Annotated in this window: 19 protein-coding genes, 1 tRNA gene and 1 pseudogene; 5 read left to right on the top strand and 16 right to left on the bottom strand. The window is 70.2% G+C overall.

All coding sequences use genetic code 11. The annotated features are described in order from the left end of the window. Positions 1–59 precede the first annotated feature (59 nt). Complete coding sequence (locus BLU81_RS17215) at positions 60–881, top strand: CPBP family intramembrane glutamic endopeptidase (RefSeq protein ID WP_092545605.1); 822 nt, start codon at positions 60–62, stop codon at positions 879–881. Between the two features lie 71 nt (positions 882–952). Here the strand turns inward: BLU81_RS17215 and BLU81_RS17210 are convergent, their stop codons facing one another. The 4 genes from BLU81_RS17210 to BLU81_RS17195 all read right to left on the bottom strand — a co-directional run bounded on the left by BLU81_RS17210 (position 953) and on the right by BLU81_RS17195 (position 3,962). After that, entirely contained in the window at positions 953–1,375 is a 423-nt protein-coding gene (locus BLU81_RS17210) for a hemerythrin domain-containing protein (RefSeq protein WP_231954607.1), read from the bottom strand. 198 nt (positions 1,376–1,573) lie between these two features. Next, a complete protein-coding gene (locus BLU81_RS17205) occupies positions 1,574–2,191 on the bottom strand; it encodes an alpha/beta hydrolase family protein (RefSeq protein ID WP_092545603.1) in 618 nt (205 codons plus the stop codon). Positions 2,192–2,237: 46 nt separating this feature from the next. Beyond that, positions 2,238–3,500 carry a putative acyl-CoA thioester hydrolase gene (locus tag BLU81_RS17200; protein WP_269461106.1) on the bottom strand — a complete coding sequence of 421 codons (1,263 nt, stop codon included), beginning with the start codon at positions 3,498–3,500 and terminating at the stop codon, positions 2,238–2,240. A gap of 3 nt (positions 3,501–3,503) precedes the next feature. Beyond that, a complete protein-coding gene (locus tag BLU81_RS17195) occupies positions 3,504–3,962 on the bottom strand; it encodes a hypothetical protein (protein ID WP_092545601.1) in 459 nt (152 codons plus the stop codon). Between the two features lie 205 nt (positions 3,963–4,167). On the opposite strand from BLU81_RS17195, the gene BLU81_RS17190 reads away from it, so the two are divergent. From BLU81_RS17190 to BLU81_RS17185, 4 genes are all read left to right on the top strand, one after another. Then, positions 4,168–5,871: an elongation factor G gene (locus BLU81_RS17190; protein ID WP_231954603.1), complete on the top strand. Its 1,704-nt coding sequence runs from the start codon at positions 4,168–4,170 to the stop codon at positions 5,869–5,871. After that, positions 5,868–6,161 (top strand): hypothetical protein, encoded by a 294-nt coding sequence (locus BLU81_RS50705; RefSeq protein WP_231954601.1) that lies wholly within the window; start codon positions 5,868–5,870, stop codon positions 6,159–6,161. Before BLU81_RS17190 ends, BLU81_RS50705 begins: the two co-directional genes overlap by 4 nt. A gap of 99 nt (positions 6,162–6,260) precedes the next feature. Then, positions 6,261–6,389 (top strand) — tRNA-OTHER (locus BLU81_RS48345). A gap of 280 nt (positions 6,390–6,669) precedes the next feature. Then, positions 6,670–7,056: a hypothetical protein gene (locus tag BLU81_RS17185; protein WP_157751649.1), complete on the top strand. Its 387-nt coding sequence runs from the start codon at positions 6,670–6,672 to the stop codon at positions 7,054–7,056. Here BLU81_RS17185 and BLU81_RS50700 read toward each other — a convergent pair. From BLU81_RS50700 to BLU81_RS17125, 12 genes and pseudogenes are all read right to left on the bottom strand, one after another. Further along, positions 7,053–7,366 (bottom strand): annotated as a pseudogene (locus BLU81_RS50700) (integrase core domain-containing protein); the annotation flags it as partial. The gene BLU81_RS17185 and the pseudogene BLU81_RS50700 overlap by 4 nt on opposite strands. 334 nt (positions 7,367–7,700) lie before the next feature. Next, positions 7,701–9,401: a carbon-nitrogen hydrolase family protein gene (locus BLU81_RS17175; RefSeq protein ID WP_092545599.1), complete on the bottom strand. Its 1,701-nt coding sequence runs from the start codon at positions 9,399–9,401 to the stop codon at positions 7,701–7,703. Between the two features lie 12 nt (positions 9,402–9,413). Then, on the bottom strand, positions 9,414–10,325 hold the full coding sequence (locus BLU81_RS17170) for an ABC transporter permease (protein WP_157751648.1): 912 nt from the start codon (positions 10,323–10,325) through the stop codon (positions 9,414–9,416). Next, positions 10,322–11,248: an ABC transporter permease gene (locus BLU81_RS17165; RefSeq protein ID WP_092545598.1), complete on the bottom strand. Its 927-nt coding sequence runs from the start codon at positions 11,246–11,248 to the stop codon at positions 10,322–10,324. Before BLU81_RS17165 ends, BLU81_RS17170 begins: the two co-directional genes overlap by 4 nt. Beyond that, complete coding sequence (locus tag BLU81_RS17160; RefSeq protein ID WP_092545597.1) at positions 11,245–11,517, bottom strand: hypothetical protein; 273 nt, start codon at positions 11,515–11,517, stop codon at positions 11,245–11,247. Before BLU81_RS17160 ends, BLU81_RS17165 begins: the two co-directional genes overlap by 4 nt. Next, complete coding sequence (locus BLU81_RS17155) at positions 11,514–12,533, bottom strand: ABC transporter ATP-binding protein (RefSeq protein WP_092545596.1); 1,020 nt, start codon at positions 12,531–12,533, stop codon at positions 11,514–11,516. Before BLU81_RS17155 ends, BLU81_RS17160 begins: the two co-directional genes overlap by 4 nt. Further along, positions 12,530–13,567, bottom strand: a complete 1,038-nt coding sequence (locus BLU81_RS17150) for an ABC transporter ATP-binding protein (RefSeq protein ID WP_092545595.1) — start codon at positions 13,565–13,567, stop codon at positions 12,530–12,532. Before BLU81_RS17150 ends, BLU81_RS17155 begins: the two co-directional genes overlap by 4 nt. Then, entirely contained in the window at positions 13,564–14,640 is a 1,077-nt protein-coding gene (locus tag BLU81_RS17145; protein ID WP_092545594.1) for a class I SAM-dependent methyltransferase, read from the bottom strand. Before BLU81_RS17145 ends, BLU81_RS17150 begins: the two co-directional genes overlap by 4 nt. Before the next feature lie 63 nt (positions 14,641–14,703). Continuing rightward, a complete protein-coding gene (locus BLU81_RS17140; protein ID WP_157751647.1) occupies positions 14,704–16,215 on the bottom strand; it encodes an ABC transporter substrate-binding protein in 1,512 nt (503 codons plus the stop codon). Between the two features lie 36 nt (positions 16,216–16,251). Continuing rightward, entirely contained in the window at positions 16,252–16,551 is a 300-nt protein-coding gene (locus BLU81_RS17135) for a hypothetical protein (protein ID WP_092545592.1), read from the bottom strand. Between the two features lies 1 nt (position 16,552). Continuing rightward, a complete protein-coding gene (locus BLU81_RS17130) occupies positions 16,553–17,626 on the bottom strand; it encodes a class I SAM-dependent methyltransferase (RefSeq protein ID WP_157751646.1) in 1,074 nt (357 codons plus the stop codon). Between the two features lie 16 nt (positions 17,627–17,642). Further along, the gene (locus BLU81_RS17125) at positions 17,643–18,470 is read right to left on the bottom strand and encodes an IclR family transcriptional regulator (protein WP_157751645.1); all 828 of its coding nucleotides are present in this window, start codon (positions 18,468–18,470) and stop codon (positions 17,643–17,645) included. Positions 18,471–18,563: the final 93 nt, after the last annotated feature.

Here is an 18,563-nt window from a genome sequence, read left to right as displayed (position 1 = left end):
TCCCGAATGTCCACTGCGGGGCGACGATCGGTGATGCTTTTCTTTCTACCGTCGTACCCATGAGATCGATCCGGCCCTTTCTGCTCCTGCCACTGTTCCTGATCGTCGACATCGCGGTGGTCGCGGTCGTCAGTGCGGTCGCGGGCAGCGCGATCCTGTCACTCGCGGCAGGCCTTCTGGCCGCGGTCGCCACCATTTGGTTGTACGGGTGGGCCTCCCGCCGTATCGAGAACCGGGACCCCGACGACGTTCCCCGCGCGGGCCGGTGGCGGGCCCTGACCCGGGGCACCCTCGGCGGTATCGGGCTGTTCACCACGACCGTACTGGCCATCGCGATCTTCGGCGGTTTCGGCCTCGACGGGTGGGGGTCGTTCGGCGGCATGCTCTCGGTCTTCGGCCTGATGATGGCGGTGGCGACGGTCGAGGAGGTGCTGTTCCGCGGACTACTGTTCCGGATGATCGAGGACCGCCGGGGCACCTGGACCGCACTCGCCGTCTCCGCCGCGATCTTCGGCCTGCTGCACCTGGTCAACGACCCGACCGCGATCTTCGGCGGGGTGGCGATCATCGCGGCCGGTCTGATGGTGGCCGCCTCCTACGTAGCCACTCGCGCCCTGTGGGTGCCGATCGGCCTGCACCTGGGCTGGAACTTCGCCGAAGGCGGCCTGTTCGGCGTCGAGGTGTCCGGCTCCGACAACGCCACGCTCGGCCTGCTGCGCGGCGTCTTCGACGGCCCGGCGATCCTGACCGGCGGCTCGTTCGGCCCCGAGGCCAGCGTCTTCGCCGTCCTGATCAGCCTGGCCGCGGCCTGGTGGTTCCTGCGCCTGGCCCGCAGCCGCGGCCACCTGCGCCCCCGCCCGGCCAGGCAGCCCACCGCCTGACGCCTGGCCCGCACCCGAAGCAGCGTGGTGACTTGCGCTCCGATGCGAACCGCAACTCACCACGCTGTCGGTTAGAGGGGGCCGAGGGCGTCGGCGGGGTCAGCGGTCAGGTCGAGGGTCTCCAGGACGGTCAGGAGCTGGCGTTCCTCGTATCGGAAGTGGTTTTCCATGATCGCTCCGAGTCCGTCGAGGTGTGGCCGTGGATCGACGTTCTGCCGGACGGCGTTCTCCAGGGTGCCGATCAGGTAGGCGATCATGGAGTGGTCCTGTTCCAGTTTTCGCAGCACCGGGCGTAGCTCCGGGTGGGCGGCGGCGATCGCCGGGAACAGGGTGTGGTCCTCGCTCCGGTGATGGCCGTCGAGTGCCGCGCAGAAGCCACGGCAGTACAGCAGCAGATCACTCAGGGCGTTATCAGCGCCGTCTGATTCGGCGTCGTCCAGGGACTGCTGGACGAGTCGGAGGGCTTTGCGCAGACGGGAATGCACTCCGCGCATCTCTTGGCTCCAGGCCACCAGCCTGGTCGTCTCGCGCTCAGACACGCGCGGACGAAGGTCGCGACGAAAGCACGCCGGTCTCCTTCGGTTCGGCGCCTCCATGCCTGACACGGTCTGCCACCGGCACGCGACGCTGGGGACGACCCTACCGCGACTTCGCCGCGAACGCCGCCACGGCCTCCAGATAGTCGGGTGGCATCAGGTCGCGGGGGGTGAAGAGCGCGGTGAGCCACCACCGGACCCGGTTGTCCTCCACGTCGGAGCGGACCATCCAGTGGCCGGCGTCCGGGAACCAGCGCACAGTGAGCTGCTTCTCCCCAGGACCGCCTGGTAGACGTGTTCCGTCTCGTGGGCGTCCACGTCGCGGTCGTGACCGGCCAGGATCAGCAGCACCGGCGTCACCCGCTCGCGGGCGGCGAACGCCTCGGCCCGCTGCCGCAGGTTCGTCACCACCGTGGCCACTTCGCGGGCACGGTCGGCCTGGTTCTGTTCGAGCCAGTTCCCGGCGGACCCGCCCACCCCGGGCTTGTTCCACGACACCGAGGCCACGCCGGCTTTCGCGAGAGCTTCGAACGAGGGCCGGTACTGCCCGTCGCGGGTGGCGTCGACCGCCCCGTCCCCGTGCACGAAGACGACCACCGGAACCGGGCCGGCCTGCTTCTCGGGCAGCGCCAGCACGCCGTTGAGCACACCGTCCGGGCCGGGCAGGGTGATCGCCTGCTCCTTCATCACGAAGTCGTGGCCCCGGACGGCCAGCCCGCCGAGCCCTGCCGCGACGAGCAGCAACACACCCAGGACGACGACCCGACGCCGCATGACCGATTCTCCGCACCTCCCTCCCGACCATCGATCAACCGGGCCGTCACCAGGGCTGAAGCGCTGACCCGGGGCCGTGGTTCGCGTACTCCCAGAGGCGGTTGAAGTCGACGTCGTTCACGTCGCGGCCCTCGGCGACCGAGGCGCTGAACGGGCGGGCCGTGGTGGCCGCCGGGGCCCAGGGGGCCAGCGTGTCGAAACCGGCGCCGATGTAGCTGTCGCGGATCACCAGCTGGCCGTTGGGAGTGATGCCGGGCAGATAGCCGGTGGCGCTCGCGCCCTGGTCCCAGGCTCGGCCGAGACGGCCGGTCGGCGCGGTGACGTAACCGTCGTCGGCGACGATGCGCGAACGCGTGACCAGGAACCCGTACCGGAAACCGGGTGCGGTGTTCGGTGCGAAGATCACTCCGCCGGAATCCTTGCGACTGGACACCAGGCGGAACGTGCAGCCGGTGAAGACGGCGGCGGCCCGGCCGAACACGAAGTCGGTGTCGCCTTCGACGTAGGTGTCACGCACCGAGACCCGGGCGATCCGGGCGACGTCGTCGGCGTTGGTCAGCAGAGTGTCCTGCCGGCTGATCAGCCGCAGCCCCTCCAGTTGGGTGCGGTCCGCGTCGGTGCGCAGAGCCAGGGCCTGATGTGTGCCACGATCCACCGTATCCAGCAGGGTGTTGGTGATCGTCAGATTCTTGAGCTGCAGATCGGTGCTGCGGGCCCAGACGACGGTGGCGCACAGCCCGGCGGTGGCGCTGGTGCGTGTCGCGCAGGACTGGAACATCGGCCACGCGGGGTCGCCCTCGGCGTAACGGCCGCCCGGGTTGACCTGGGCCGCCCACTGGGCCGGAGTGACCGTCGCGTCGATGGTGAACTGCAGTTTCACGTCCTCGGCGCGGCCGGTGCCGTAGATCGTCAGCGGCGGCGAGCCCTCCGGGATGAAGACCGTGCCGGTGTACGTGCCGGGGCGAACCGCGATCCAGCGCCGCGCCGTCCCGCCGGCCCGGTAGGCGGCGTCGACGGCGTCCTGCACGGTGGCAAAGCCTTGCGGCCCGACCGTGAACCCGGGCCGGGCGGGCGTGCGGATCGGGGCGGGGCGCCAGGGGTCGGCCACCGGATCGGCGTAGGTGCCGGAGAAACCCAGATAGTTCGCCGGTACGAACGGCGCGGCCTCTGTTGTCGACAGGATCGGCCGCGCCGGGGTACCCGGTGCTAGTAGGGCCAGGGTCACAGCGGTCAGGACTGCGGTGAGACTCATCGTCATCCTCCAGGAATGCGCTTTCCTGAAGGAATGATAGGTTCGAAGAACGTCGATGCGTCAAGAAACCGCGCGAGCGATCTGCCGTCGGCTGCGGCGGGCGAACCCGGGCGCGGCCGGCCGGGAGTTCCCGGACCGGGTGATGACGTCGTCGGAGCCGGGTTTGGTGCGGTTGACGGTGCGGCGCAGGCCCGGATGCTGGGTCTCCCAGGCCTCCCGGATCCGGGACGGCAGATGCAGGTCCCGCCACACCCGGCGCAACATGCCCGGGTTGATCAGGTCCTCCACCTCGTGCGGGTCCGCCGCCTCGCGCAGCACCTGCTCGTAGGCGTGCCGTAACTGGGCGGGGTCGTCGAGTTCGTACCGGCGGCGGCTCGGATGTCCGGGGGCCATGTGGTGCGGCACTTCGAGGACGCCGAGGCTGTGGCCGTGCAGGTTCTCGATCCGGTCAGGGATGGCGGGAGCCCGGGTGGCGGCGCTGCGGTTCTTACGGCCGTCTCGGGCGGGGACGAACGACATGCCACTCAGGTTAGGTCCGCCGGTGGCCGCCTTCGCCGTTCTCGCCGCTACCGGTGACACGAGTCCGCCGGTGTGCAAAATCGGTGGCGGAGTGGCTGATGCGGTGCCAGGGTGGGCCGTAGACCTGTCACCTGTCGTCAAGGAGAGACCATGCGAGCAGCTTCCACGCTCCGGACCCCGAACCGTCTGACCGTGGAGACCTGCTTTGTCATTGTTGAACCTCGGAATCGTCGCCCATGTTGACGCCGGCAAGACCAGCCTGACCGAGCGGCTGCTCTTCGAGGCCGGGGCGGTGTCCCAGCCGGGAAGTGTCGACGACGGCACCACCCGCACCGACTCGATGGACCTCGAGCGGCGCCGGGGCATCACCATCCGGGCCGCTGTCACCTCGATCAGCCTCGGCGACCTCACCGTCAACCTGCTCGACACCCCGGGCCACCCGGACTTCATCGCCGAGGTCGAGCGGTCGCTCGCCGTTCTCGACGCCGCCGTGCTGGTGGTGTCGGGTGTGGAGGGTGTCCAGCCGCAGACCGTCGTCATCTGGCGGGCGCTGCGCCGCATCGGCGTACCCACGATGTTCTTCGTGAACAAGGTGGACCGCCGGGGCGCCGACGTGGACCGGGTGGTGGCCCAGATCCGGCGACGGCTCGGTGCCCGCCCGGTCATGCTCACCACCGTCACCGGCCAGGGCGATCGGCAGGCCCGGGTGCGGGCCCTCGCGCTGGACGCCGAACCGGTCGTGGAGAACGTGGCCGAGGTCGACGACGCGGTGGCCGCGCGCTGGCTGGCCGGCGAACAGGCCCGGACCCGTGACGTGCGCCGGGCCATCCGGCGGGCGGTCCGCCGTGGCGACCTCACCCCGGTGGTGTCCGGGTCGGCGATCACCGGCACCGGCGTCCCCCAGTTGCGCCACGTCCTGGCCGACCTGCTGCCACGCTGCGCCGAGAACGCCGGCCCACCGGCCGGCACGGTTTTCGCAGTGGACCGCGCAGGCCCACCGACCGGCACGGTTTTCGCCGTGGACCGCGACGGTCACGGCCGCCGGGCCTGGGTGCGGCTGTGGTCGGGGGAGCTGCGGGTGCGCGACCGGGTGGAGATCGGCGGGGCCCGCCCGCAGACGATCACCCAGATCGCGGTCAGCGAACCCGGTGGTGTGCTGGTGCGCCCGTCCGCGTCGGCCGGTCAGATCGTGGCGGTCCGGGGCCTGTCCGCCCGGATCGGCCAGCACATCGGCGACCCGCCGCGACGGCACCTCTACCGCTTCCCGCCACCGACCCGGCAGGCCCTGGTCGAACCGGTCGACCCGGCCCGGCGGCTGGCCCTCTTCGCCGGGCTCGCCGAACTCTCCGACGAGGACCCGCTGGTCGACCTGCGCCTCGACGAGATGCGGGCGGAGGCGGTGATCCGGTTGCACGGCGAGGTGCAGAAAGAGGTGATCGCGGCACTGCTGGCCGAACGGTACGGCGTCGAGGTGCGGTTCTCCGGCACGCTGACCGCCTGCATCGAGCGGGTCACCGGCACCGGGCTGGCTGACGAACGAGTCAAGGAGCGCGGCAACCCGTACCTGGCCGGGCTAGGTCTGCGGATCGAAGCCGCCCCGGTAGGGCACGGCATCGAGTTCCGGCCCGGTCTCGAACCCGGGCGGCTGCCACCGGCGTTCGTCGCCGCCGCCGAAGAGGGGGCGCGTGCGGCGCTGCGGCAGGGCCGGCACGGCTGGCCGGTCACCGACTGCGTGATCACCATGACGTCGTCGCAGTACTGGCCCCGGCAGAGCCGCCCCCACCAGAAGTTCAACAAGGCGGTCTCGACGATCGCCGCCGACTTCGCAACCTCGGTCAGGTGGTGGTGGCCGCGGCGTTGCGGGAAGCCGGGACCCGGGTGTGCGAACCGGTCGAACGGTTCGACGTGAACCTGCCGGATCACGTCGCCGACACGGTCACCGGGCTGCTCGGCCGGGCCGGCGCGATCATCGACGACACCACCTCCGCGGGCGGCTATCTGGAGGTCGGCGGCACCCTGCCGTCGGCGCGGATCCCGGCGGTGGTGGCCGCGCTGCCCGACCTGACCGGCGGCGAGGCGGTGCTGACCGCTCACTTCGACCACTACGCGCCGATCACCGGCGAGGAACCGCCGGTCCTGCCCCGGCGCGGCCCCGACCCGGCCGACCGCGAGGTCTACTTCCGGGCGGTGCCCCGCTGAAAGACCCGGGGGCGCCGCGCTGAACAGCCGGGCGGTGGCTCGCTGAAAGCCCGCTGAGATCCGTTGGCGAGGGTGGAGAGGGGCGTGCCATGATCTGCGCGGGTCGTAGCTCAACGGCAGAGCATCGGGCTTGGTAGCGCGTTCGCTCTCCGTCTCGCGGGCACGGGGGTCGCCTTTTCTTCCTTTCTGGACCGGAAGGTTCCGGGGTTCGAGTCCCCGGCGGCCCACCTTTGCCGGTCTGGGAGCGCCCCCAGACCCCACGTCACGGTGGTGGCGGTGGGGTTGATCGGTGGCGGGTCGCCGTTTTGAGGTCCTGTGGCGAACCTCGCGGCCGAGGGATTTGAGTCTCTTGGTTCTGCGCCGGGTCGGTGGCGCCGAACGCCTTGCGTGGCGCCTGACTGGGCAGTCATGTCTGGGTCGCGATCAAGTGGTCATCAACTGCCTATTCAGTGGGCGTCAGTAGCGTCCTTCGTGGAATGTTCGGGTGGATCGAGTCTCTGGAGCTTCGTTGAACATGGTGAAACGGGTAATCGGCGCTGTCACCACAGCGGTTGCGCTCACCGCGGCCGCTGTGGTGGTGAATCCCGGGTCAGCCGCCGCGGCCATGGGTAAGGGGCGGGTGCAGATCTGTTCCAAGGGGACATACCAGTCCTGGCTCGAGTTCGAAGGGGGGCTCGAATACCAGGCGACGTACCTCGCGGCGCCCGGCAAGTGCATCGCGGCCACCATCCCGTCGGGCACCTACGCGATCAAGGTGTGGGCCATCTTTGATGCCACGAAGCCGCTGAAGTGGCCGCTGACGCGGTTCGGGGCCAGCACACAGACCGACCCAGGCGTCAAGGTCTTCACCTACGGAAACAACATCCTCGATCAGTCATTCTCCATCACGACCTAGATGTTCTGCCCAGACAGGTCGGGAACGCGGCTGGCGGGTGGGCCGCGGCTGGCGGAGTGGTGCCGGTGGTGATTGTAGGTGTGCAGGAACCGGGGTAGTGCTCTTCTTCTGGCGTTTTCAGCTGGTGTAGGCCTTGGCGTAGGCCCATTCGTCGGCGAGGGTGCGATGGAAACGTTCGACCTTGCCGTTGGTCTGGGGCCGGTAGGGCCGGGTCTTCTTCACGGTGACGCCGAGCTGGGCGCAGGTGGTGTGCCCAGAGCCGGGATTTGTAGCAGGAGCCGTTGTCGGTCAGCACCTGGATGATCGTGATGCGGAAAGGCATCGATCACCTACACCCCGTCGGCGAACTTCGAGACCCACACCCTGTCGGTGACCGGCCACCTGGCGGACGGCACCGCAACCGACCCGGCGCGCTACTACATCTACGTTTCCGACGGGGACTGACCCGGCCGTGACATGCCATGACCGGCCCTCTGACGTCAGCGTGCGGGACGTCGGAGGGCCGTGGTCATCTGCCTGCCGCGTCGGGTGAAGGTCGTCCGCCGAAGTGAGAGAAGCGGCAGCTGATCCACCGGATCGGATCGCCTGGCGTGACGTCTCTGCCGCGTACGGCCCTTGGTGAGCCGGCTACCGCCAGTGAGGGTCTACTTTAGACTGAGTCCCGCCAGGGGTCCGTAGATCGCCGGTTGGCGGGACGCAACCGGGTCGAGGTGGTGGCCCATCATCTTGCTGTGGGCCTCGCGGCGGTCGAGACGGACGAGGAGTTGTTCCTCAAAGCCGTGGCGGCTCCACACCGCGCTCGGGTAGCGCATAAGGGCGATGGGCTGGTAGGGGCCGAACTCGTCGGCCCGCAGGATCTGGCTGCCCACGCCGGCGGGGTTGTCGAGACGTGCTGCCGACACCAGGTGCACTCGGTTCTCCTCGGTGCGCTCTGTGGCGGCGATATGTGCGGCCTCGGGACGGTCCCACGAGCACGGGTGCGCGATGATCTCGGCGCCGCGCACGGCGAGCACGCGGGCGACCTCGGGAACCCAGACCTCGGTGCCGATCATCAGGCCGATCCGGCCGATGGTCGTGTCGGCTACCGGAAGGTCGTCACCGGGGGTTGCCCAGGACCGGTCGTCGTCGCTCAGATGAGTACGCCGATAGCGCAGCGCGCCAGCGCCGGTGTCATCGAGCAGCCACGCCGTGGAGTAGAAGCGCTCACCGTCGCTCTCGACCAGGTGCGCGACGAGCCAGATGCCATGCTCGGCGGCGGCTTCGCCGAGCCGGGCGAGCACCTGCGCGGAGAACCGGGCCGCGGCGGCCGGGTCGGTGGCCACTTCGCCGGGGCGGAAGCAGAAGAGCTCGGGCAGGACGCCGAGCTTCGCGCCCCGTCCGGCCGCGTACTTGACCTGGCTCAGGGCACGGGTCACCGTCCAGTCGCGGTTGTGGAACCAGGAGACCTGCAGGGTGGCCACGTCGAGCGGCATCGGCGCCATATCGGCGGGCGCCGGTCCGTACATCGCGGCCACGGGCACGTCGGCGAGATCGGCCAGCAGGTCGGCGTACAAGTCGGGGCGCCGCCAGGCGAAGACGTCCGCGAGTCCCGGCACGGTCTTGTCGCGTGCCACAGCCGGGGTGATGTCGGCCCAGATGATCTGTTCGGTCTCCTCGTCGGCCGCTGCGACGACGGTGCCGTCAGGGGCGACGATCTGCGAGCCGCCCATCCAGGGCCAGGCGTCGGCCGGTCCGCCGACGGTGTTGGCGGAGACGTGCCAGACCCGGTTCTCCATCGCGCGCAGCGGCACGTGTACACGCATCTCGTCGGGACCGCGGGAGTTGAGTGAGTTGAGCAGGACCTCGGCGCCCTGCAGGGCGAGCAGACGGGGCACGTCAGGCACGATGCCGTCGGCGCACATGAGCAGCCCGAGACGGCCGAGTTCGGTGTGCACGACGGTCAGCGGTTCGTCGCCGGGCACGAACAGGGTGTACTCGTAGTCCCAGAGAACGTGCTTGCGGTGCACGTGGCGCAACTCGCCGCGGTCGTCGATGAGCAGCGAGCTGATGTGCACGTCCGGGGCCTCGGCGCGGACGTCGACGCCGGCGACGCACCAGATGCCGAGGCGGGCGCAGGCAGCGCGCAGGGTGGTGACGAATTCTCCGTCGAGGTCTTCGGACAGTTCCCAGCACTGCTGCCGGGAGACGTAGTCGCGCACACGGTTGGCGTTCTCGGTCAGCACGAGCAGGCGAGCACCGGCTGCGGTGGCTTCGGTGAGCAGGTCGACGCAGCGGGCGGCGTTGGCGGTGACGTCGGTGCCGGAGAAGAACTGTGCGGCGGCGAATCGCACCGGGGTGTCGGTCACGGGGGATCCTTATCAGGTCAGGTCGGGGTCGTGAGGGGCACGGTGGGTCCCTGGCTCCAGGGCGTCGCGGACGGCGTCGCCGAGCATGTTGAACGCGAGCACGATCAGCAGCAGGGCGACGCCGGGAAAGACCGTGGCCCACCAGCTCAGGCGCAGGCTGGTCGGGGCGTCGGCGAGCATGCTGCCCAGGGAGAAGCCGGGTGGCTGCACGCCGAGGCCGAGCAGGCTCAGGGAGCTCTCGGCGAGCACGAGGGCGCCCGCGGTCGTCGACCAGAGCACGATCACCTGGCCGAGGATGTTGGGGGCGACGTGCCGCAGGAGCAGGCCGAACGGGTGCGCTCCCATGGTGCGGGCGGCGGTGACGTAGTCGAGGCGGCAGGTCTGGGCGACCGTGGTGACGATGGTGCGGGCGTAGATGGGCCAGCCCCACAGGGCGAGCACCACCATCAGACGGCCGATGCCGGGGCCCAGGACGGCGGCCAGGGCGATGCCGACGGCAACGAACGGGATGGAGAACTGGATATCGGCCAGGCGCAGCAGTACCGCGCCGACGCTGCGTTCGTAGTAGCCGGCCAGCAGTCCGAGGGCGAGACCCAGCACGGCCCCGGCGGTGGCGGTCAGCGCACCGACGGCGAGGCTGAGGCGCAGGCCGTGCAGGATGCGGCTGAGCACGTCTCGGCCGAGGTTGTCGGCGCCGAGCGGATGCCCGCCGATGCCGCCGAGCCACGATGGCGGGTCGTTGGTGGCCGACAGTTTCTGCACGGCTGGGTCCTGGCCGGCCAGCAGCGGCGCGAACACCGCGGCGAGCACCAGCAGGGCCAGCATGGACAGGGCCAGTTTGCCGGACGGGTTGGCCCAGGTGCGCGTGGCGATCTCCCGGAACCGGGACGGTGCCTTGCGCGGGGGCGCGGCGACGGTGGTCATCGGCTCACTCCTGCTCGTAGCCGCGGGTCGAGCAACCGCACGATCATGTCGGTGCCGATGTTGGCGAGGGTGATCAGTACGGCGATGACGAAGACGCATGCCTGCACGACTGGGAAGTCCCGGTTGGTGACCGAACGTACGAGCAGCCCGCCCAGTCCGCCATAGTTGAGGATCGGCTCCAGCACGAGCAGCGCGCTGAACATGAAGGAGAACTGGATGCCCAGCCAGGCCAGCACCGGGGGTAGGGCGATCGGGAAGGCGTGCTGCAGCAGGATCGTGCGGGGTGGCAGGCCCTTGGACCGGGCGGTGACGACCGGACCGGTGGCCAGCGCGTCGAGCAACTGCCCGCGGACCAGGCGCGACAGGGTGGAGACAGCGTGGATGGTGAGCACCGCGACCGGGATGACGAGGCTGATGAGCCCGGTGCTGCCGGTGGCCGGCACCCAGCGCAGCCAGATTGCGAACACCAGCACGAGTACGAAGGCGACCAGGAAGAACGGAACGCCGTCGGTGACGAAGGCGCCGGCCATCGCGACCCGTCCCCGCAGCCGGGTGGGGTACAGCGCGGCGAACGTGCCGATGGCCAGGGCCAGTAGGAACGCCAGCAGCAGAGCGGGTAGCACGACGGTCAGGCTCGGGCCGAGGCGTTCCAGCGCGAGTTGCCCGGCCGGCGTACGGAAGGCGAACGAGGTGCCGAAGTCGAACTGGAACGCTCCGGTGATCGCGTCGGCGTACTGCTGCCACAGCGGGGCGTCGAGGCCGAGCCGTTCCCGGGTGGCGGCGACGACGGCGTCGCTTGCCTCCGGCGGCGAGAAGATCTGCGCGGGATCGCCGGAGAGCCGCGACAGGGCGAACAGGAACGTCGTCACGCCCGCCACCACGAGGACCATCAGCGCGAGGCGCTGGATGAGGAACCGGGTCATGCCGGGTCTGCTCCGGCGACAGACCCGATGATGCGGGCGGTGAATGCGGTCCGCTCGGCGGCCAGCCGGGCCTCGGTGTCCACGGTGGGCTCGGTCCGGTCCAGGTCCTCGGGGGTGACGTAGCCGCGTTCGGCCATGACCTGTTCCAGGACGGCGAACCGGTCCTTGAGCACCCACAGCTCGGAGGCGACCTCCAGCACGGCGCGTAGCACCCCGTCGAGGTCGGAAGCCTGCAGGTACTTGGGGTCGTCCAGGGCGAAGCCGCTCACACCAGTTCCTTCGCGGTGGGCAGGGGCAGCGGCGGCGGGGGTGCCGCCGGCTGCTCACGTGCGGTGGTAAGGGTCAGTTCCCCGGCGAAGTGGCAGGCGACCTCGCGCCCGTCGCCGGTGGGCTGCAAGACCGGGCGTTCGGTGCCACACCGGTCGCGAGCGATCGGACACCGGGGATGGAAGGCGCAGCCGGGCGGCGGTGCGGCCGGTGACGGGATCTCCCCGCCGGGGACGACCCGCTCGCTCGCCGGATGGCCCATCGAGGCGAGCGCGGTCGTGTAGGGGTGCGCGGGCCGGTCGAAGACGTCGGCAGCCGGTCCGATCTCGACGATCCGGCCCAGGTAGAGCACGGCGATGCGGTGGCTGAGGTGCCGGACCAGGGCCAGGTCATGGCTGATGAAAAGGTACGAGAAGCCCCGCTCGGCCTGCAGGTCGGCGAGCAGGTTGACAACCTGGGCCTGCACCGAGACGTCCAGCGAGGCGGTGGGCTCGTCGGCGACCACCAGGGCCGGGTTGAGCATCAACGCCCGGGCGACGCCGACCCGCTGCCGCTGCCCGCCGGACAGCTCCTTCGGGTAGCGGCTGCCCATGGCTGGATCCAGTCCGACGCGTTCCAGGGCCTCGCCGACACGGGAGCGCCGCTCGGCGGGGGTACCGGCGCGGTGGATGCGCAGCGGCTCGTCGAGGGTGTCGGCCAGCCGCAGCGCAGGGTTCAGTGAGGTGGACGGGTTCTGGAAGATCATCGCCGAACGACGGCGCAGCACCCGGCCCAGTTCACGGCCGTGCATCCGGGTGATGTCGTGGCCCTCGAAATGCACCGAGCCCGCGGTCGGGCGGTAGAGGCGCAGCGCTGTGCGGCCGATCGTGCTCTTGCCGCTGCCGGACTCTCCCACCAGGCCGAGAGTCTCGCCGCGGCCGATGCTCAGTGACACCCCGTCCAGAGCCCGGAGGTGGACGCCGCGGGTGCCGCGGAAGGTCTGTTCGATGCCGTCGAGGCGCAGGACCGGGTCGCTCATGCCGTTCGTCCTTCCTGTTGCTGCACCCGTACGCAGGCCGTGCGATGTCCCGTCGCGGGGTCCACCAGCAGCGGCTGCGGGTCGGTCTCGGTGCACTGCGCCTCCGCGAAGACGCAGCGGGGGGCGAACGCGCAGCCCGGGGGCAATTCGTCGAGCCGGGGCGGCCGGCCTTCGATGGGAAGCAGCCGGGTACCGCGCTGCCGGGCGGGTGCCGCGCCCAGCAGCGCCCAGGTGTACGGGTGCCGGGGCGCTGCCAGCATCCGGGCGACCGGCCCCTGCTCGGCGACGCGGCCGGCGTACATGACGACGAGGTGGTCGGCGAAGTCCGCGATGACCTCCAGGTCGTGGGTGGCGATGATGACGGTCAGGCCCATGTCGCGGTTCAGTTCGCGCAGCAATTCGAGGATCTGCGCCTGGGTGGTGACGTCGAGTGCGGTGGTCGGCTCGTCGCACAGCAGCAGGGTCGGGCGGGCCACCAGCGCCATGGCGATCATCACGCGTTGCAACTGTCCGCCGGAAAGCTGGTGCGGGTGCGCCGCCATGCGTGCGTCCGGGTCCGGCAGTCCGACACGGGCGAGGGTCTCGACGGCGAGGCGGCGGGCGTCGCGTTTCGACAGGGCCGGGTCGGCGCTTCGGGCGGACTCGATCAGCTGCTGGCCGAGCGTGTGCATCGGGTGCAGTGAGCTCCACGGGTCCTGGAAGATCACGCGGGCGTGCCGGGCCCGGAACTCGCGCAACTGCCGGGCCGTCAGCGCGGTGACCTCGCGCTCGCCGTACCGGATGGAACCGGTGACCTCGGCGCCCCACGGGAGCAGGCGCAGGACGCTGAGCATGGCGGTGGACTTGCCGGATCCGGACTCGCCTGCGAGCGCGACCACCGCGCCGGCCGGGACGTCGAAGGTGACGCCGCCGAGGATCTGCAGCGGGCCGTTGGCGGTGGGTACGGACACCCGTACGTCGGTGAAGGTGAGCGTCTCACCCGCGGCCGCGGTGGTGCCGGCCGGGACCGCCGCCACGGCGGAGGCCGGGGTCATGCGGCGGCCGCCGGCTTACGGGCGGTCAACACCCAGGGGTACGACTCGCGCCCCGACGCTGCCTGGCGGACCTCCACGAAGCCGGCGTCGGTGGCGACGGAGGCGAGATCCATCGTGGCCGCGCTGCGCCACCACGGCTCGGAGCCGTTCTCGGCGTCCCAGTCGTCGGCCCAGGCCTGGTAACCGCTGCGCAGCCGGTACGGGGCGACGTCGGACATGTGCACGTCGCCGCCTGGGGCAAGCAGCCGGAACGCCTCGGCGAAGATCTTGCGGGTGATGTGCGGTGGCACCTCGTGCAGCAGGATGAACGAGGTGACCAGGTCGAACGAGTCGGCTGGCAGGGTGGTGTCCTCGGCCGGAGCGCGGACCAGGTGCCAGTCGTGGCCGGCTTGCTCGGCGCGGCGGCGAGCGTAGACCAGTTCGGCATGTGACAGGTCGACGCCGGTGATCCGAGCCTGCGGGTAGACCTCGGCAAGTTTCATCGTGTATTGGCCGGTGCCGCAGCCGAGGTCGGCGATGCGGGCGTAGTCGTCACGGGGCGCGGCCTGCGCGACCGTGGTGCGCTGGGCGAAGATGTCGCCGCCGTACGCCGCGGTGAGCAGCCGTCCGTAGACGAGCTCGTGGTGGATGAAGCCCATGTGCTCGTGGCCGTCCCAGCCGCCGGTGGTGCCGTGGAACTCGTAGGTCCAGTAGCGCGGTGGCGGTTGCTCGCCGAGCCGGTCGTCGACCGGGTCGGTGCTGCGTGGGGTGGCGTAGATCAGCAGCCGGTCGCGGTTGCGGTCGAACAGGGCGGTGGCGCGCGGGGTCTGCTGGTCACGGGCCCAGCGCAGCACGGCACCGGTGACGCGGTGGTCGGGCGCGTCCCTCAGCTGGGCATCGGCACCGGCCCGCAGCGCCTCGATGGTGGTGAAGGGCCCGTCGAACGCGCCCCCGGCCTGCAACCGCTCACGGATACGGGTGCGCAACGGGGCGAGTCCTCCGCGTACCGCGCGGAGGAAGTCCAACTCGGCACGGCCGCGCTGGTCGACGGGCAGGTCGGCCACGAGGGGCGCACCGGTGGTCGTCATCGTCATGGGTTTCCTCCGTTCGGGATCGAAGGGGGCGGGACCGGGCGGCGCTGACCGGTCCGCGCGGGATCAGGCGGTCTTGGTGATCGGGTCGAGTAGCAGAACCAGGCCGTTGGTGAAGTCCAGGTCCTTGACCGCGGGGGTGACCGCGTTGACCGAGGGACGGCCATAGGTCCACAGGATGTAGGCCTGCTGCTGCAGGTATTCGCTGCATGCGGCGAGCTTGGTCCGGCGTGCCTCCGGGTCCATCTCGGTGCGGCTGGCCTGGAACAGTTGCGTCCACTTGTCGTCCTTGACCGCCGGCTTGGCGCCGAAGGAGACGAACTGGAACGGCCGATTGGCGTCGAAGACCCCGGTGTAGGAGGCACCGCGGTAGAAGATGTCGGCGTCGGAGCCGTTCTTGAACTCCTGCACCCAGACCGCGGTCTCGTTGGCCTTGATGGTCGTCTTGAAGCCGACGGCGTCGAGTTGCCCGCCGATCGCCTCCAGCAGCGACTTGAACAGGGCCATGCCGGAGATGGTGATCTCCGCGCCGGTCGCCCCGGCCTCGGTCAGCAGCGACTTGGCGCGTTCGGGGTCGTACGCGGGGCGGGTGATGCTCTCCGCGTAGCCGTTGACGCCCTTGAGCGGCAGTTGCCCGTCCTCGAGGTCGCCGGCACCGTCGGTCAGCGCGGTGAGCAGTGCCTTGACATCGACCGCTGCCACCGCCGCCTGGCGTACCCGCAGGTCCTTGAACGGCCCTTTGGTGGTGTTGAACTGGAACATGTTCTGCGAGCCGCTGACCTCGGCGGTGACCTTGTTCGTGCCACCGGCCAGGGTCTTGATCGCGGTCGAGGGCAGTTCGTGCGCCGCGTCGATCTCGCCGGCCTCGAACGCGGCGGCCAGAGCGGTGTTGGCGCTGAAGAACCGCAGTTCGACCGCGGCGGTGGCGGCCTTGTCGCCCCAGAAGCCCTGGTAGGCCTCGAACTGGATGCCGGTGTCCGGGGAGAACGATGTGATCTTGTACGGGCCGGACCCGATCGGTGCCGCGCTGAAGCCGTCGGCGCCGACCTTCTTCCAGTACGCGGCCGGTACCACGAAGATCTGCCCGACGGCGTTGAGTAGCAGCGGGTCGGGCCGTTTGGTGACGATCCGCACGGTGCTCGCGTCGACGGCGGTGACCGAGCCGATCGAGATGATCGTGGTGGCGTTGGCGTACTGCTTGTCGAGAACCTCGGAGTAGGTGAACGCCACGTCCTGCGCGGTGACCGGGGTGCCGTCGTGGAACGTGGCCCCCTGGCGCAGCTTGAAGTCCCAGGTCGTGTCGTCGACCTGGGTCCAGGACTCGGCCAGGCGCGGCTCGGCCTCGGTCTGCCCGCGCAACTGGCGGACGAGTGCGTCGAAGGCGTTGAACTGGAAGGTGGCGTACTGCTTGTCGAGTGGGTTGAGGGTTTCGGTGGTGATCGAGGTACCGATCACCAGCTTGCTCGCGTCACCGCCGCCGCTGGTGCTCCCGGGGGTGCAGGCGCTGAGTGCGCCGCCGGCGAGCACGAATCCGGCGCCGGCGCCGGTGGTCAGGGAGAGAAATCTTCGCCGGCTCATCGGGCCGCGCGAACCGCCAGTTGCCATATGCGTCTCCTACTTCTTGCCGAGTGCGAGTGCGAGTCGTTCGTCGGAGGTCAGGACAGCGCCCATGACCCGGCGCACCAGGGCCTCGCGCTCGTCGCGCAGGGACTGGGCCAGGTCGGTGCCGGGCTGGAAGAGGTCGACCGCGCCGGGGGAGACGACGCCGTGCTCGGCGAGCAGGTGTTCGAGCACGATGGTGCGGTCCTTGAGGATCCACAGCTCGGTGGTGAGCTCGAGGATCATCCGGGCCAGGTCGTCCAGCCGGTCGCTGCCCAGGTACTGCGGTCGCTGTGCGACGTCGCCGCCGGCCATGTCAGGCGTCCTTTCCGTCAGCAGTCACGGGCTTACGGGCCCGGGTGATCCACGGGTAGTTGTTCGTGCCGAGGCCGTACGCCTCGATGTCGGTGAAACCGGCGCGCGTGAGCATGCCGGGCAGATCCATGAGCATCGCGTCGCGCCAGTACGGCTCACCCCGGTTCTCCGTCTCCCAGTCGAGGACGACGGACTTGAACGCGGTGTGCTTGTCCCACGGCGCGACCTCGCCGATGAGCAGGTCGCCACCGGGCTCCAGCAGCCGGAAGGCCTCGTCGAGGATCTCCTCGTTGGCCTTGGTGGGTGCCTCGTGCATCAACGTGTAGAAGGTGACCAGGTCGAAGGACCCGCTTTCGAGGCCGGTGTGCTCGGCGGCGGCCTGCACCCAGTGGATGGGCAGCTCCCGGCTCGCGGCCACGGCGTGCGCGTACTGCAGGGAGGTACGCGACAGTTCGACGCCGATGACCTCGGCCGTCGGGTAGGTGCGCTGCACGGCGAAGGTGTAACGACCGGTGCCCGAACCGAGCTCGACGATGCGCCGGTAGGAGTCGCGGTGCGCCTCCAGGGCGACCTGGGTGCGCTGGTCGTTGAGGTTCTCCCCGGTCTTGACCGCGCCGACCCCGCCCGGGGTGAGCACGTAGGAGTAGACGAGCTCGTGGATGGTCAGACCCATCAGGTCGTGACCGTCCCAGCCGCCCGGGGTGAGGTGGAAGCCGCTGTCCCAGTAGGACGGCGGGACCAGCCCGGGGTCGAGGGTCAGAGTGCCCGGTGCTTCGTCCACATCGGCCAGCCAGGCCTGTGCCTCGGGCCGCAGACGCTCGACGGCGGGCAGCGCCCGGACGTAGACCTCCTCGGCCACCCAGCGGGTGAGCAGCCGGTCGACGCGCCAGGCTCCGGAGTTGTCCAGGGCCTCGCTTACCGACTCGCGCCGCCCGGCGAGGGTGTCCGGTGGTTCGGGAACGGCCTGCTCGTATTGGCGGGCGGCGATGGGCTGCAGGGTTCCGCCGGCGAAGCTCTGAGTGGAGCCCAGAAACTGCAGGGCGGCTCGGGATCGTTGGTCGAGTTTGACTTCCATGACGGAGGCCTCCTGGTCAGGACTCGTGGAATGCGATGTCATCGTCGGTGGGGATGGCATCGGTGATGTTGGCTAGCGCCGTGGACAGCTCGGCGGCGGCGTTGAGGACGAATGGGGCGTACCGCGCCCGGGTCTCGGGATCCATGCGGTTGATCGGTCCGGCCACCGAGATCGCACCGACAACTTCGCCGTCAGGGCCGAGCAGCGGGGCGGCGACTGCCCCGGCGTCGGGTTTGCGTTCGGCGGCGGTCTCGGCCCAGCCGCGCTGCCGGATCTCGGTAAGTCGGGAGAGGACCTTCTCGGGGTCCTGCGGCGTCTGCGCGGTGAAGCGGGGAATGGGCCGGGACAGCACGACATGCTGGTCGGCGGGCGGCATCCAGGCCAGGATGGCCAGGCTGGAGGAACCGGCGTACAGCGGCACGCGCCGGCCGACCGGCACCGAGACGCGCACCTCCTGTTCGCTCTCCACCTGGGCCAGATGCAGACGTTCGAGGCCGACCCGGGCAGACAAGGTGGATGTCTCTCCGGTCTCGTCGCGCAGCCGCAACAGGAAAGGCAGGCCGATGACCCGTAACTCGGCCTCGCGGATCGCGCGGGACCCCAGCGCGAGGGCGGCGGCACCGAGCCGGTAGTCCCGGCTGTCCGGATCGGTGACCAGGACGTCGCGCTGCACGAGGCTCTGCAGGATGCGATGCACGACCGTCTTGCTGAGGCCGAGCTCGCGGGAGATCTCGGTGACGCCACGCCGGGTCGGACCCTGTCCGAACAGGAGCAGCACGTCGATCACACGGCCGGCCGTTTCGCTGCCGATGGCTGGACCGGCAAGACGCGTCTGGGTCTCCACTATGGTCACCGCCGCTCTGGTTCCGCTGGGAGGAACACAGCAGCGCCATGTTCCGTCGATAGGAACAAGCTACGGCCAAATTTGATCAGGCAA

Source organism: Actinoplanes derwentensis, assembly GCF_900104725.1.
Classification (GTDB): domain Bacteria; phylum Actinomycetota; class Actinomycetes; order Mycobacteriales; family Micromonosporaceae; genus Actinoplanes; species Actinoplanes derwentensis.
The sequence above is the reverse complement of the archived record's forward strand: the minus strand, read 5'-3'. Positions and strand labels throughout refer to the sequence as shown.